Genomic DNA, 14,750 nt, shown 5'->3' on the forward strand with positions numbered 1-14,750 from the left:
GTGGGCGCCGTGGTCGGGGGGCGGGTTCCCGCCCCCGCGGGGGTTGCACGCCCGGGGTGGGCAACCCACGGGTGCCCCTCCCGGGCGCCGGGCGGCTGCCGACCGTCAAACGCCGAGGCAGATGAGAACGAGGCTGGCGAGGGTCTCGGCCGCGTCGGTGGCCAGTTCGGTGTCGGTGACGCGCTGGTCGAGTCGGTCGATGAGCTTGTCGAGTTCGGTGAGTTCGAGAGTGGACATGGCCGTCTCCTTGTCGTTGGGCCGAAGGGGCGCCCACGCGGCGGCTGCGGCGGACCGGCAGGTCACCGGCGCTTCCCGTTCGGATGCCCGCGCGCTGGGCTGCGCGGGCCACGGGAAGCCGGCTTCCCTGGAAGCGGACCCCGGGCCGCCGGTGCGCCCCTTGCCCGGGATACCCGCCACCTGCATCAGCCGCTACCGGCTCCGCCACCACCCGCACGTGGGAGCGCACCGGCACCTCCGCTCCCCCGGGCGCTCCGACCGGCGCACGGACCCGCCCCCGTCCTGCCGCGACCGCGCCGTATCGCGCCCCCGCCGCTGCGGCAGGACGGGCGAGGCCCGGTCACCGGCTCCGAGCAGGCGCGTTCAGAGGGTGAGGAGCACCTTGGTGGCGCGGCGCTCGTCCATGGCCTTGTAACCTTCCGGGGCCTGCTCAAGGGGCAGGGTGAGGTCGAAGACCTTGCCGGGGTCGATCTCGCGGTCCCAGATGAGCCGGATCAGGTCGGGCAGGAACCGGCGCACGGGGGCCGGGCCGCCGAGGGTGTGGATGCCGGCGAAGAACAGCTCGATCCCGGGGATGGTCACGTCGTGGTTCACCCCCACGTAGCCCAGGTGCCCGCCGCCGCGGGTGGCGCCCACGGCCTGCATGAAGGACTCCTGGGTGCCGACCGCCTCGACCACCGAGTGCGCGCCGAGCCCGCCCGTGAGTTCCTTGATCTTCGCGATGCCCGCCTCACCGCGTTCTTCGACGATCTCGGTGGCACCGTAGGAGCGGGCCAGCTTCTGCCGCTCGGGGTGGCGGGACATGGCGATGATGCGCTCGGCTCCGAGCTGCTTGGCGGCCAGCACGGCCATGATGCCGACGGCACCGTCACCGACGACCGCGACGGTCTTGCCGGGACCGGCCTGGGCGGCGACGGCGGCGAACCAGCCGGTGCCGAGTACGTCGGAGGCGGCCAGCAGGGCGGGAATCAGCTCGGGGTCGGGCTGCCCCGGGGTGGCGACGAGGGTGCCGTCCGCGTGCGGGATGCGGGCCTTCTCGGCCTGGGTGCCGATGGTCTGCGCGACGAACTCGGCGTGCACGCACTTGGACTGGAACCCGGCCCGGCAGATCTCGCAGGTGTTGTCGGAGATGACGAACGACCCGACGACGAAGTCTCCGGGCTTGACGTTCTTCACCTCGGCGCCGACCTCCTCCACGACACCCACGTACTCGTGTCCCATGACCTGGTGGTCGGCGGGCTCGATGCCGCGATACGGCCACAGGTCCGAGCCGCAGATGCAGGTCGCGGTCAGCTTCACGACGGCGTCGGTGGGCTCGATGATCTTCGGGTCCTCACGCTCCTCGACCCGGACGTCACCGGCCGTGTACATCACTACTCCACGCATGGGTGGCTCCTCCTCGTTCCGTGTGTGCCGGTGCCTTTCGCACCGGTCGGTGTTCCGCGAGACACGGGTATCCCGTGACGTCTTCGGTTTGTGCTCCTCCGGCCGCCGAGCCCGTTGGAGGGGCGTACGCCCGGGATCCCGGGTGCGGCGGCGGTGGTCTGGGCGGCGGGCGGCGTCGGGCGGCGGTGCCGGGTGAGGGCGAGGACCGTCGCGGAGATCAGGGTCAGTGCGGCGATGGCGGTGCCGACGGCGGCCGGGCCCTGGGCCCCCAGCGAGGAATCCAGGGCGATCCCGGCGCCCCAGGAACCGACGGCGGTGCCGAGGTTGAACGCCGACACCGTCAGGGCCGACCCCAGGGTCGGGGCCTTGCCCGCGAAGCGGACGCCCAGGGAGATGAGCACCGGGTTCGCACCCAGGCCGAACAGCCCCAGCAGGACCACCAGCACCGTCGTGGGCGCGGCCTGCCGGGACAGCAGGCACATCGCCGACAGCAGGATCGTCGTGGCGGCGGGGGCGACGATCGTCGTCATGTGCGGACGGTGGTCCCCGAGGCGGCCCCCCAGCAGGAAGCCGGCCAGGGCGCCGATGCCGAACCCGACCAGGACCAGCGGCACGAGGCCGGCGGCCAGCTGGGTGCGTTCGGTCAGCAACGGCGAGATGTAGGTGTACGTCGACAGCACACCGCCGGTGGTGGTCGCACAGGCGGCCAGGGTGAGCCACAGCCGCCCCGAGCGCAGAGCCGACAGCTCGGACCGGATCGACACCGTCGCGCGGCCGGGGCCGTCGTCCGGGACGTGGCGGGCGATGAGCGCCATCGCGGCCGCGCCGAGGACGGCGAGTGCCCAGAAGGGCCCCCGCCAGCCCGTGAGCTGCCCGGCGAGGGCACCCAGGGGCACGCCGACGACGTTGGCGAGCATCGCGCCGGCGCCCACCACGCCCAGGGCGCGGGAGCGCGCGGCGGGCCCGGCGGCGCGGGCGGCCACCACGTTGGCCACCGCCCAGAACGCGCCCGTCGCCAGCGCCGTCAGGAAACGGGCCGCCAGCAGCAGCGCGAAGCCGGAGCCGGTCGCGACGACGACATGCCCGGCCGCGAAGACGCCCAGTGCGAGGACCAGGGTCAGCCGCTGGGGCAGCCGCAGCGTCAGCATCGCCATCAGCGGCGCGCCGACGATCATCCCGACCGCGAAGACGGTGATGAGCAGTCCGGCCCGGGCCACGCCGACCTGCACGTCCTGCGCGATCTCCGGCAGCAGACCCGCCACCACGAACTCGGTCGTACCCATCAGGAACGTACCCAGAGCCAGTACGTGGACGACGAGCGGTAGCCGGGTGGGCGGACGCTCGCCGTCACGGTCGCGGCTGCCGGCAGGCGCGTGGAGGGTTCCTCCTCGCATGGTCATACTTCTTCTCCGCAGGGATCGGGAACGTGGTGCGCACACCACGAAACCGCTACTGCCGCGGACGCGGGAGGCTGGGTTTATGGGGGGTACAAGCTCAACCCCCCTCCCCAGGGTCCGGGCCCGTAGCGTGGAGAGCATGGAACGCCGCCCGGACAACCGCGCCGACATCCGTGACTTCCTCACGCGTCGGCGCGCCCAGCTCACCCCGGAACAGGTCGGTCTGCCCAGCAGCGGCCGGCGCCGGGTGCCCGGGCTGCGCCGCGAGGAGGTCGCCGTCCTCGCCGGGGTGAGCACCGAGTGGTACACACGGCTGGAGAAGGGCCACATCGGCGGCGTCTCCGAGGACGTCCTCGACGCGGTCGCCCGGACCCTGCGACTGGACGAGGACGAGCGCACCTACCTGTTCGACCTGGCCAAAGCCGCCCAGCCCAGCGCGACCACCGCGACCCGACGGCGCCGAAAGGCCGTCGACATCCCGCCCCGCGTCCAGTGGCTGCTCGACTCCATGACCCTCTGCGCGGCGTACGTCACCAACGGCCGCCTGGACATCGTCGCCGCCAACGCTTTGGCCCGCGCCCTGTTCGCCCCCATGTTCACCAGCCACACGGTCGACGAGCACGGCCGGCCCAACTTCGCCCGCTACTACTTCCTCGACGACGCCTCCCACGACTTCGTCGACGACTGGCAGGGCGCCGCGAACACCACCACCGCCCTGCTGCGCGCCGAAGCCGGCCGCTACCCCCACGACAAGGCGCTGCGCGAACTCGTGGGCGAGCTGTCCACGGTCAGTACCGAGTTCCGTACCCGATGGGCGGCCCACCAGGTGCGCATCCACCACGGCGGCGTCAAACGTCTCCACCACCCCGAGGCCGGCCCGCTGGAGCTGACCTACCAGCCCATGGACCTGCCGATGTCCGCCCGCGAGGCCCACTCCCTGACCATCTACATCGCCGAACCGGGCACCGCCGACGACGACCGGCTCAAACTCCTCGCCAGTTGGGCGGCCACCCCCGCGGCCAACGGCTAGAGTTCCGCTACAGCCAGTGGTCCACGAGGAGTTGAGGACATGGACGGCAGCCCGAGCGCGCGTTGACGTCGCGCGCCTGGGGCGGACGCTCCCGGATTCGAAGCACCTGCCTGCTGTACGGCTTCGGCGGTGAGGGCCCTCACCGGTGGCAGGAGCCGTCGTCGCGGCGGGTGTCCGCGGATGCTTCCGCGAGCCGGAGGAACGCGGCAGCGTGCGGGGCGGCCGCGGAGAGGGTGTAGGTGACGAGGGTGAGGCCGGGATCGGCCGGGACTTCGAGGGCGTCGTAGTCGAGGTCGAGGTCGCCGGCGTCGGGGTGGTGGAAGCGCTGCCGGCCGCTGCGGTAGTGGTCGACGTCGTGGGCTTCCCAGCGCTCGGCGAACCCGTCGCTGACGGAGGCGAGTTCGTCGATCAGGTCGGCGAGGTCGGTGTCCGCGGGGGTGCGGGCGGCCTCGGTGCGCAGGCTGCCGGCGGCGTCGTGGGCGATGCCGTCCCAGTCGCGGTAGAAGCGTCGGGAGCGGGGATCGCGGAAGACGAAACGGGCGAGGTTCGGCGGCCGGTCGTCCGTGTCGAGGGCTTCCCGGTACAGAGCCCTGGCGAGGCGGTTGGTGGCCAGGATGTCCAGGTGGGCGTTGCGGACGAAGGCGGCGGCGCCGGTCATGGCATCGAGGATCTGCTGGAGGCTGGGGCGGACGTGCGAGGCGCCGCCGTCCCGTTCGGGAAGGCGGTGCGGGGCGTTGGCGGCGCGGACGAGGGCGACGAGGTGAGCGCGTTCGACGTCGTCCAGGCGAAGGGCCGCGGCCAGGGCGTCGAGGATCTCGTCGGAGACGCCGCGGACGTTGCCGCGTTCCAGGCGGGTGTAGTACTCGACGCTGATGGCGGCGAGCTGGGCCACCTCGGCGCGGCGGAGTCCGCTGACGCGGCGCTTGCCGCCGATGTCGGGCAGGCCGGCTTCGGCCGGGGTCAGGCGTGCACGGCGGCTGGTGAGGAAGGTGCGGATGTCCTCGCGGACGGTGTCGGACGGCACCGCACCAGGATAGGACGATCGCCGCCGAGGGGGTCCCTGCTGGTCCCCCTCACAGCGAGGACTCCCAGGTCAGCGGGGTGCGTGGTGGAGTGGATGCGTGGCCGGGCCATGAGGTCCGTGCCGGCCCCCTCGCAAAAGGATCTTCCCTCGTCATGTCCCTCATCGCTTCCCTGCGTCGCGTGCCGAGTACGGGCCCGGGTGTGTCCGCCGCGGACCGGCACGCCACCGCGACGCTGGCCGCGGCTGTCCTGGCATTCTTCGTGATCACCCTGGACGCGACCATCGTGAACGTCGCGCTGCCCTCGATCCGTGCCGGGCTGGGCGGCGGCATCACCGGTCTGCAGTGGGTGGTCGACGGCTACACGCTGATGTTCGCCGCTCTGCTGCTGTCGGCCGGCTCCCTGTCCGACCGCATCGGTGCGCGCCGCGCGTTCGCCGGAGGGCTGGTCGTGTTCGTGGTGGCCTCGGCCGCTTGCGGTCTGGCGCCCGCACTGGGGGTGCTGATCGCCGCGCGGGTGGTGCAGGGCATCGGTGCGGCCGTCACCATGCCGACGTCGATGGCGCTGGTGCGCCACGCCTTCCCCGATGCGGGCCGCCGGGCCCGCGCCGTGGGTGTGTGGGCGATGGGCGGCGCGGTGGCCGCGGCGGCGGGCCCGGTGCTGGGCGGTGTGCTCAGCCTCGCCTCGTGGCGCGTGATCTTCTGGATCAACCTGCCCGTCGGTCTCGTCACCCTTCTCCTGCTGACTCGGGCGCCGCACTCCCCCACGCGGCCGGCGCCGTTCGACTGGATCGGCCAGGTCACCGCGGTCCTCGCCATGGGCGGGCTGACCTTCGGCGCGATCGAGGCGGGTGCGGCCGGGTTCACGGCGCCGGAGGTGCTCGGCGCGCTCGGCCTGGCGGTGGTGGCGTTCGCCGCGTTCGTGGCCGCGCAGGCGAGGGTCGCGCACCCGATGGTGCCGCTGGAACTGTTCCGCTCGGCAGTGGTGGTGGTCGCCACCGGCGTCGGGTTCGCGTTCATGGTGGGTTTCTACGGGTTGCCGTTCGTGTTCAGTCTGTACTTCCAGCAGCAGCACGGGATGTCCGCACTGGGCGCGGGCATCGCGTTCCTGCCGATGATGGTGCTCAGCGCCTGCCTGACCCCGTTCTCCGCGCGGATCGCCGGGTGGACCGGGCCGCGCGTGCCGGTCGTCGCGGGCCTGGTCCTGCTCGCGGCCGGATCGCTCACCCTGGCCCTGGTGCCGGCCTCGGCCGCGGTGTGGCTGACCGCGCTGCTGCTCGTCCCCGTCGGCCTGGCGGGCCCGCTGGTGATGCCGCCGACCACGGCGCTGCTGCTGGAGCACGTCCCCGCCCACCGGACGGGCACGGCCGGCGGCGTGTTCAACACCAGCCGTCAGGTCGGCGGGGCCCTGGCCGTCGCGGTCTTCGGCGCCCTGCTGTCGGGCTCGGCCGGGTTCGAGCACGGCCTGCGCGTCAGCCTGTTCCTCGCCGCCGCCGTCGCGTGCGTGGCCGCGGCGGCCGCAACACGTATGCCCCATGACCACTGACGTCACGATCATCGGCGCCGGGCTCGGCGGGCTCACGCTCGCCCGCGTCCTGCACCTCCACGGAATACCGGCCGCGGTCTACGAGGCGGAGTCCTCCCCGAGCGAGCGGTCGCAGGGCGGGGTGCTCGACATCCACGACTACAACGGCCAACTCGCCCTGGAAGCCGCCGATCTGATGGACGAGTTCCGCGGCCTCGTCCTGGAGGGCCGCCAGGCCATGCGGTTCCTCGACCCGGACGGAACCGTCCTGTTCGGCAAAGCCGACGACGGCACGGGCGGGCGCCCCCAGGTGCTGCGCGGCGAGCTGCGGCAGATCCTGCTCGACTCACTCCCGGCCGGCACCGTCCGGTGGGGCCGCGAGGCCTGCGGTACCCGTTCCCTCGGCGACGGCCGTCACGAGGTGACGTTCGCCGACGGCAGCACCGTCGTCACCGGCCTGCTGGCCGACGCGGACGGCGCGTGGTCACGGGTGCGCCCGCTGCTCTCCACCGCCGTGCCCGCGTACGTCGGCAAGTCGGTCGTCGAGACCTACCTGTTCGACGCCGACACCCGGCACCCGGCCGTGGCGAAGGCCGTCGGCGGCGGATCGATGATCGCGGTCAGGCCCGGCCGGGAGATCTTCGCTCACCGGGAGAGGGACGGCACCCTGCACGCCTACGTGGGCCTGGACGAGCCGCAGGAGTGGTTCGCCGCGGTCGATTTCACCGATGCCGCCGCGGCAACCGCACGGATCGCGCGGGAGTTCGACGGCTGGGCTCCGGTGCTGACCGCGCTGATCACCGACAGCGACATCCCGCCGATCCTGCGCCCGCTCCACGCTCTGCCGCCCGGGCACCAGTGGGACAGGGTGCCGGGGGTGACGCTGCTCGGTGACGCCGCCCACCTGGCGGCCCCGAACTGCGAGGGCGCCAACCTGGCCATGCTCGACGGTGCCGAACTCGGCAAGGCCCTGGCCGCGCACCCCGGCGACGTCGAGGCCGCGCTCACCGAGTACGAGCGGGCCATGTTCCCCCGTAGCGAGGAGGCCCCCGCCTTCGAGGGCCTCCCGGCCCGCGGCGCCGAGTCCGAGGACACCGCACCGCACGACCTCGTTGCCGCGTTCACCCGGCACGAGCAGTCCTGACCCGGCAGCCGCCCACGGTGTCCGTCAGGGCGACGGCCCACCGGGCGGGGCAGCGTCACCCTTCCCGTCCCGGTGTACGGGACCGGCGGGGCCAGTCGGGAGCGGGGTCCTCCGCGAGCAGTGGGCGCAGGGCTCCGAGCACCGCGCCGATACAGACGTCGCGCAACTGGGTGCGGGTACAGGTCTCGTGGGTGAGCCAGTCGACGCAGAGGACCCGGACGAAGACGAGCCAGCTCTTCAGGACACCGGACACCGCCTCGTGGGCGTTGCCGTCCGCGAGCGGGAGTACGGCCAGCAGCCGCGCGCGGAGCGCGTCCAGCTCGTCGGTCATGATCGTCTGGACCACCGGGTCACCCGCGAGCACCCGGTTCGCGGCGAGGACGGCGTTGCGGTTGGCCTCGAAATAGTCGAGATGGACGTCCATCCCCTGGACGAGCTGTTCCACCAGGGAGTCGGCCGGGTCGAACCGGGTCTCGGCGAGCAGCCGGTCCGCCGCCTCCTGGTACACGGCTGCGAAGAGGGCTTGTTTGCTCGGGAAGTGGCGGTAGAGCAGGGCCCGGGAGACCCCGGCCTGTGCGGCGACCTCCTCCATCAGCACGTCGGCGTACGGGTGCGCGGCGAAGAGCCGTGCGCCGACGGTGAGGAGTTGCGCACGACGGGCGGCGGGGGTGAGTCGCTGGCGAGGAGGCACGCCCGCAGCTTAGTTGACACGCGTCCACTAGTGCGCGCACTGTAGTAGACGCATGCCGACCAAGCTCCGTCACCACGACTCGGAGGAACCATGGCCAGGGCTCTGCGCTTGCTCACCCAACTGATGGGCTGGTCCTGTGCAGCGATCGGCCTGTTCCACGTGGCACTCGGCAACGCGGCGATCCCCGGCGCCGGTTCGGCCGGTACGACGGTCGACAGCTGGGGCCGTTTCATGGGGGCCAGTTTCGTCGGCTACGGGCTGGCGTGGCTCTGGGCCGCACGGCAGCGCCCGATCCCGGCCCAGGCAGTGCGGTGGCTGGCCGGCGTATTCCTGCTGGGCGGCGCCGGACGGCTGCTCTCGCTCGCCGTACACGGTTGGCCGCACTGGTTCCAGATCGCGCTGACCGTGATCGAACTGGGCCTGCCCCCGGTCTACTTCTGGCTGGCCGACGCGGAGGAACGGGCCGTGCGCGGCGACGTGGCGGCTGTGGCCGCCGGTTGACGAAGTCGCGGCAGCGGCACGACCACACCGCCCTGGGAGTACTCATTCCGCCGGTCACTCGCTGCGATCGGGGCGAGGACCGCCTGCCAGTCGTCGAGCGCGGTTCCCGCGACCCACACAGTTGGAAGGCAGCCCGCCCGCTCCGGTTCGCCCTGGGTTTCTCGACCGACCCCGAAAAAAGCTCCACGGCTGCGGCGCGGCCGATCGCGTCCGTCCGTGTCAGCCCGGGACGGGTTTCCGGTCGGGGTGGGCCGGGTCGAGCGTGAACAGGGTGCCGTCGGAGGTCGCCAGGACCAGGGCGCCCTTGTTGAACCACACGGTGGGCAGAAGCCCGGTGTCCAGCACTTCCGCGCGCGCCGACGACTCCCACAGCAGGGTGCCGGTCGCCGTGTCGAGGGCGGCCACCCGGCCGCTGCCTCCGGCCAGGTACACAGTGCGCCCCTTCTGGTCCACCGAGGCCTGGCCCGGCGTCTCCAGGGTGGTGTGGCTCTGCCACAGCCGGGCTCCCGTCGCGGGTGAGACGGCCGTGACCAGCCCGCTGGAGGTGGCGAAGTAGAGCGTGCCGTGCGCCAGGGTCGGGACCCCTCCCCGGTACCGCTCGGGCAGCGGGGCCGGTGTGCGCCTGCCGGTGTCCGGGTCCACGCGAACGATCCGGGTGTAGATCAGGTCGGGGCTGTTGGCCACGGGACGGTCGTCCGCCTCCACGAAGACCAGTCGCCCGTCCTGGACGCCGACGAAGCTCCTCGACTGGGCGGGTGAGGCCAGGGTGCGCGCGGTGCCGCCGGCGGGATCGACGACGAGGAACTTCGTGCTGTGCGAGCCCTCCTCCTGGGTCATGCACTCCACGTAGGGGCGGTTCTCGGCGGCGAGCAACAGGCAGTCGTACCCGGCGGGCACGGGGATCCTCCGGCGTACGGTGCCCTCGCGCGCCGAGCGGACGGTCACCGCGGTGCCGTCGCCCTCCTGCGTCAGTGTCACGCCGGCCGCGTAGACGGAGCCCAGGCTGTCGGTGCGTACGGGGTGGGACCACAGCCTCGTGCCGCTCGTGCCGTCGAGCGCGAGGACGGACTGCGCCTCACCCTTGCCGTCCGCGCCGGTGACGGTCAGTTCCACCAGCACTACGCCTTCGTGCACGCCGAGGAGTGCCGTGACGTAGCGGTCGGCCGGGATGCCGGGGGGTGCGATGCCGGAGCGCCAGAGGGTGCGTCCCGTGGTGGCGTCGATCCGTTCGGGCAGGAGGGCGCTTCCGGCGCAGTAGAGGGCGCCGTCGTCCGGTACGCAGGCCGGCTCCCTGTTCCCCTCGTACCCCGGCGCCTTCCTCACGCCCTTCTCCGCGATCGCGGACGCGGTCGTCTGCCACGGCTTCCAGCCGGGCGGCAGAGGGGCCCAGCGGCTGGGAGCCGTGGTCCGTGCCTGTGTCGCGCCTGTTGCGCCTGTCGCGCCGTCACCGCGTGACGGAACCAGCAGCAGACAGCCGGTCAGGGCCACGGCCAGCACGCCGGCCGCGGCCATCAGCACCCGCGTTCCGCGCCACCGGGGGTGGCGGGTCGCGGCCGGATCGCCGGCCGGGGGCGGGGGGCCGGGGCGCGCGGAGGGCAGCCGCAGCCTCATCGTCTCGGGTTCGCCCGGCGACGGCTCCGGGAGGACCCTGGCGAACTCCCGTGCCAGTTCGTCGGGTCCGGGCCGGTCGCCGGGTTCCTTGGCCAGGCAGCGCTCCAGGACCGCGCGCACGGACCCGGTCACCCCGTCGAGGGCGGGCTGGTTGTGGACGACCCGGTAGCCGGTCAGGTAGGGGCTGTCGGCGTCGAAGGGGCCGCGTCCGGTGATGCAGTACACCAGCAGCGCGCCGAGCGAGAAGATGTCCGACGCCGGCCCGGCCGTCCGGGCGTCCGTGAACTGCTCCGGGGACATGAAGGTCGGGGTGCCGATGACCTGCCCGGTCTCGGTGAGGGTGTGGTGGCTCTCGGCGGCCCGGGAGATACCGAAGTCGATGACCCGCGGGCCGTCCTCGGCCATGAGGACGTTGGCGGGCTTCAGGTCGCGGTGCACCACCCCGGCCCGGTGTATGTCACGCAACGCCTCCACCAGGCCCAGGGCGAGCGGCCGCAGCTCCGGGACGCGCAGCGGTCCTTGGTCACGGATACGGGCGGCGAGGGACTGGCCGGGCACGTACTGCGTGGCCATCCACGGCAGTTCGGCCTCCGGGTCCGCGTCCACCACGGCGGCCGTGAAGGCGCCGCTCACCCGGCGGGCGGCCTCGATCTCCTGCCGGAACCGGGCCCGGAAGACCGGGTCCTGGGCATACTCGGCGTGCACGATCTTGACGGCGACCTCGCGCCCGGAACGCGATCTGCCCCGGTAGACCATCCCCATGCCGCCTGCCCCGAGGCGGTCGACCAGCTTGTAGCCGCCGACGGATCTGGGGTCGCCCTTGTACAGCGGCACACGCCCCCCTCGGTCGACCAGCATTTCCCGAGACCACAATACGGAACGCGCACGCACCCGCGGCGGGGCCCCGGAAGGACGGGGCAGCCCTTCACAGAAGCGTCACACGGCCACCGGACACACGCTGCCGCACGGCGCATGGCGCACGGCGAGCACTCATCGCCGCCCACCGAGGAAGGAAAGGATCGCCCGTTCGAAGCGGTCGGGGGCCTCCAGGTTGACGGTGTGCCCGGCTCCGGGAACGGTCACCAGGCGGCCGCCGAGGGCTCGGGCGTTGGTGTGGATGTCGGTGGTGTCGAGTTCGCCGACGATGACGAGGCGGCGGACGCGCAGCCGGTCGAGGCGTTCGGCGGCGTTCGCCTCGATCAGCCGGCCTGCGCCGAGGCCCCCGGCGTGGTCGGCGACGTTGGCGGCGGCGCCGGCGCGCAGCCGTTCGCGCAGCGCGGGGTCGAGGTCGGCGGGTACGCGGTACGGACCGTCCGCCCACATCCGCAGGAAGTGCTCGACGTAGCGCTCGGCGCCGTCGGGGGCACCGACGGCCGCGATCTGCTCGCCGAAGTGCTGGAGGGTGTAGGGGTCGGTGAACTCCCGTCCGCTGAGTCCCGGGGCCGCGAGGACGAGGGCGGAAGGGGCGGTGGGATCGTCGTCCGGTACGTCGACGGCGTGGTCGACGATCAGCCGGGCGCCGCCGGACAGGCCGATGAGTACCGGGTTCTGCAGACGCAGGTGCGCGAGAAGGGCACGCAGGTCCGCGTGGTTGGACCAGTCGCCCGTGACCGAGGAGGAGCGGCCGTGGCCGCGCTGGTCGTACCTGACCACGCGGTGGCCCGCCCGGGCCAGGGCGGGGGCGAGTTCGTCCCACATCGTGAGGTCGAGCATGCCGCCGTGGGCGAGGACGAGAGGTGTGCCGTCGGGCTCACCGAGGGCCTCGTAGTAGAGGGTGCCACCGCCGGGGGCGGGTGCGGTACCGGATGCCGTGCCGGGGACCGGGACGGCGCGTCGGGTGTTGTGCGCGCTCATGGGGTGGTTCCTCCCGCGGGGGTGTCACTTCGGGTGCCGTCGGTCGCGAGACGGTGGAACTCCTCGTCGAGACGGGTGAGCACGCGCAGGCAGGCGGCGACCTCCTGGGCCGTCACGTCGGCGAGCGCCGTGCGCAGTTCGGCGGCCTCGGCGGCCTGGACACGGTCGATGGTGTCGGCGCCGTGGGCGGTGAGGCGGACCAACCGGGAGCGGCGGTGGGCGGGGTTGGGCGCGGAGTCGGTGAGCCCGAGTGCGGCGGTGTCGTTCACCCAGCGCTGGACGGGTTGCCGGTCCAGGCCCAGGGCGCGGGCGAGTTGGGGGACCGTCTGGGGCCCGTGGGTGCGCAGCCGGTCGAGCAGGGCATGCAGGGCAGCGCTCAGACCGAGAGGCGTGACCTCACGCTCGACGGCCCGGACGATGGTGCGATGCAGAGGCCAGAGACGGCGGATGATCTCGTAGAGATCGGATTCCTTTGTGACACTCACAGTGTCATCTTGACATCTCAGATGTCATCTCGCTCGCCGACCTCCCTGTGGGATAGGTCACAGAGCCGATGTCCCCTTTGCTCGTTTTACCAGTTTCATACGTTGGCGCTTCTTTTCCTTTTCGTGGAAAGCTTCCTGGCGATCTTCAAGCTTGTGCGCAGTGTGCGCACAATCCGTGACGGCACAGCGAGGAAGACCATGCCCGCACAGTGTTCCCGGAGCAGATGGGCCATCGGCTCTGCCGTGGCAGCCGCCCTGGTCACCGGTCTCGGCGCCACTCCCGCCGGGGCCCTGAACGGCCCTGAGAGCACCACTCCCCCGTCCTTCGTCGCGAAGGTCGACATCGGCAGCGGGGACACGCAACGCGCCTGCACCGGCACGCTCGTCGACCCCCAGTGGGTCCTCACCGCGGCGTCCTGCTTCTCCGCCGACGGCAAGGTCGCCGCCGGCAAACCGGCCCTCAAGACCACGGTGACCGTGGGCCGCGGCGACCTCTCCCAGACCGGGGGCAGCGTCCAGGACGCCGTCGAACTGGTGCCCCACCCCGACCGCGACCTGGTCATGGTCAAACTGGCCAAGCGCATCCTCGACCCCGCCATCAGCCCCGTCCGCGTCGCCACCACCCCGGCCGCCGACGGTGAGCAGCTGACCCACGTCGGGTTCGGGCGTACGGCCACCGAGTGGGTGCCGAACAAGGCGCACAGCGGACAGTTCACGGTGGCGGCCACCGACGGTGCCGCGCTCACCGTGAACGGCGCGCAGAACGCCACCGTCTGCCAGGGCGACGCCGGCGCTCCCGCCTTCCGCACCGTCGAGGGCAGTCCCGAACTCGTCGCCGTCGCCTCGCGTTCCTGGCAGGGCGGGTGCCTGGGCGTCGACCCGGCCGAGACCCGCCGCGACGCCGTCGACACCCGTGTCGACGACATCGCGATCTGGGTGGCCAAGACCGCGTTCCGGGTGCAGGACGACTTCACCGGTGACGGTGTCGGTGACCTGGCCGGTGTGTGGGGTGACGGGACGATGAACCTCTACCCCGGTGACAAGACCAACGGCCTGGCGGGCACCCACGTCCAGATGCTCGGCGGGACGACGTGGCGGACCGCGCCGCAGATCGCCAAGGGTGACTTCACCAACGACGGCCAGGCCGACGTCATGGCCGTCTGGACCGACGGCACCATGCACGTCTACCCCGGCGACGGCCAGGGGCACATAGGTGACGGGCGTGCGGTCACCATGGGCGGCACCACCTGGAAGACGATCAAGCAGATGACGGCCGGTGACTTCACCGGCGACGGCAACGCCGACATCATGACGGTCTGGACCGACGGCACCCTGCACGTCTACCCCGGCCTCGGCAACGGCCAGCTCGGCAGCGGCGTCAAGGTCACCGTGGGCGGCAGCACCTGGGGGACCGTCAAGCAGCTCTTCGACGGCGACTTCGACGGTGACGGCGTCGCCGACGTCATGGCCGTCTGGAACGACGGCACGCTCAACTACTACAAGGGCCTGGGCAACGGCCAGGTCGCCGACGGCAAGCGCGTCACCACCGGCGGCACCACCTGGCTCACGACCAAGCAGATGGCCGCGGCCGACGTGACCGGAGACGGCATCTCCGACGTCTTCGCCATCTGGAGCGACGGCACCATGCACCTCTACGGCGGTCAGGCCAACGGGCAGCTCGCCGCGCAGAAGCCCATGTACGGCGGCACCACCTGGACCTCCTTCCTGCTCCTGACCTGAGTCCGGCGCGAGGCACAGCGGAGGGGGGGGGGGCGGGGGGGCGGGCCCCCCCCCCCACGGGGCGCGGCGCAGCGGCGGCCGCGGCCCGCGCCCGGCGGGGGCGGGGGCGGGGGGGCCCCCCCGGGCG

The 14,750-nt window shown here is 72.6% G+C and carries 13 protein-coding genes; 5 read left to right on the forward strand and 8 right to left on the reverse strand.

Features of this window, described 5'->3' with window-relative positions:
* Positions 1-105: 105 nt before the first annotated feature.
* The 3 genes from ACFC02_RS37575 to ACFC02_RS37585 form a co-directional block, all read right to left on the reverse strand.
* Entirely contained in the window at positions 106-237 is a 132-nt protein-coding gene (locus ACFC02_RS37575) for a hypothetical protein (protein ID WP_376366786.1), read from the reverse strand.
* 363 nt (positions 238-600) lie between these two features.
* Positions 601-1,623 (reverse strand): zinc-dependent alcohol dehydrogenase family protein, encoded by a 1,023-nt coding sequence (locus ACFC02_RS37580; RefSeq protein ID WP_376366787.1) that lies wholly within the window; start codon positions 1,621-1,623, stop codon positions 601-603.
* A complete protein-coding gene (locus ACFC02_RS37585) occupies positions 1,611-3,017 on the reverse strand; it encodes an MFS transporter (protein ID WP_376366788.1) in 1,407 nt (468 codons plus the stop codon). The genes ACFC02_RS37580 and ACFC02_RS37585 overlap by 13 nt, the downstream gene beginning before the upstream one ends.
* Positions 3,018-3,159: 142 nt before the next feature.
* On the opposite strand from ACFC02_RS37585, the gene ACFC02_RS37590 reads away from it, so the two are divergent.
* Complete coding sequence (locus ACFC02_RS37590) at positions 3,160-4,050, forward strand: helix-turn-helix transcriptional regulator (protein WP_376366789.1); 891 nt, start codon at positions 3,160-3,162, stop codon at positions 4,048-4,050.
* 139 nt (positions 4,051-4,189) lie between these two features.
* On the opposite strand, the gene ACFC02_RS37595 is transcribed toward ACFC02_RS37590, so the two are convergent.
* Positions 4,190-5,074 carry a helix-turn-helix domain-containing protein gene (locus ACFC02_RS37595; RefSeq protein WP_376366790.1) on the reverse strand — a complete coding sequence of 295 codons (885 nt, stop codon included), beginning with the start codon at positions 5,072-5,074 and terminating at the stop codon, positions 4,190-4,192.
* Between the two features lie 152 nt (positions 5,075-5,226).
* On the opposite strand from ACFC02_RS37595, the gene ACFC02_RS37600 reads away from it, so the two are divergent.
* Positions 5,227-6,618 (forward strand): MFS transporter, encoded by a 1,392-nt coding sequence (locus ACFC02_RS37600; RefSeq protein WP_376366791.1) that lies wholly within the window; start codon positions 5,227-5,229, stop codon positions 6,616-6,618.
* Positions 6,608-7,741 (forward strand): FAD-dependent oxidoreductase, encoded by a 1,134-nt coding sequence (locus tag ACFC02_RS37605; protein ID WP_376366792.1) that lies wholly within the window; start codon positions 6,608-6,610, stop codon positions 7,739-7,741. Before ACFC02_RS37600 ends, ACFC02_RS37605 begins: the two co-directional genes overlap by 11 nt.
* A 55-nt stretch (positions 7,742-7,796) precedes the next feature.
* Here the strand turns inward: ACFC02_RS37605 and ACFC02_RS37610 are convergent, their stop codons facing one another.
* Positions 7,797-8,432: a TetR/AcrR family transcriptional regulator gene (locus tag ACFC02_RS37610; RefSeq protein WP_376366793.1), complete on the reverse strand. Its 636-nt coding sequence runs from the start codon at positions 8,430-8,432 to the stop codon at positions 7,797-7,799.
* Positions 8,433-8,522: 90 nt separating this feature from the next.
* Here ACFC02_RS37610 and ACFC02_RS37615 point away from each other — a divergent pair, with 90 nt between their 5' ends.
* On the forward strand, positions 8,523-8,933 hold the full coding sequence (locus ACFC02_RS37615) for a DUF4345 domain-containing protein (protein ID WP_376366794.1): 411 nt from the start codon (positions 8,523-8,525) through the stop codon (positions 8,931-8,933).
* Between the two features lie 219 nt (positions 8,934-9,152).
* Here the strand turns inward: ACFC02_RS37615 and ACFC02_RS37620 are convergent, their stop codons facing one another.
* From ACFC02_RS37620 to ACFC02_RS37630, 3 genes are all read right to left on the reverse strand, one after another.
* Complete coding sequence (locus ACFC02_RS37620) at positions 9,153-11,378, reverse strand: PQQ-binding-like beta-propeller repeat protein (protein ID WP_376366795.1); 2,226 nt, start codon at positions 11,376-11,378, stop codon at positions 9,153-9,155.
* Positions 11,379-11,534: 156 nt separating this feature from the next.
* A complete protein-coding gene (locus tag ACFC02_RS37625) occupies positions 11,535-12,398 on the reverse strand; it encodes an alpha/beta fold hydrolase (protein WP_376366796.1) in 864 nt (287 codons plus the stop codon).
* A complete protein-coding gene (locus tag ACFC02_RS37630) occupies positions 12,395-12,883 on the reverse strand; it encodes a MarR family winged helix-turn-helix transcriptional regulator (RefSeq protein WP_376366797.1) in 489 nt (162 codons plus the stop codon). The genes ACFC02_RS37625 and ACFC02_RS37630 overlap by 4 nt, the downstream gene beginning before the upstream one ends.
* A gap of 198 nt (positions 12,884-13,081) precedes the next feature.
* Between ACFC02_RS37630 and ACFC02_RS37635 the strand changes: the two genes are divergently transcribed.
* A complete protein-coding gene (locus ACFC02_RS37635) occupies positions 13,082-14,623 on the forward strand; it encodes an FG-GAP-like repeat-containing protein (protein WP_376366798.1) in 1,542 nt (513 codons plus the stop codon).
* Positions 14,624-14,750 lie beyond the last annotated feature (127 nt).

Origin of the sequence: Streptomyces sp. NPDC056160, from assembly GCF_042268205.1 — a bacterium.
Taxonomy (GTDB): Bacteria; Actinomycetota; Actinomycetes; order Streptomycetales; family Streptomycetaceae; genus Streptomyces.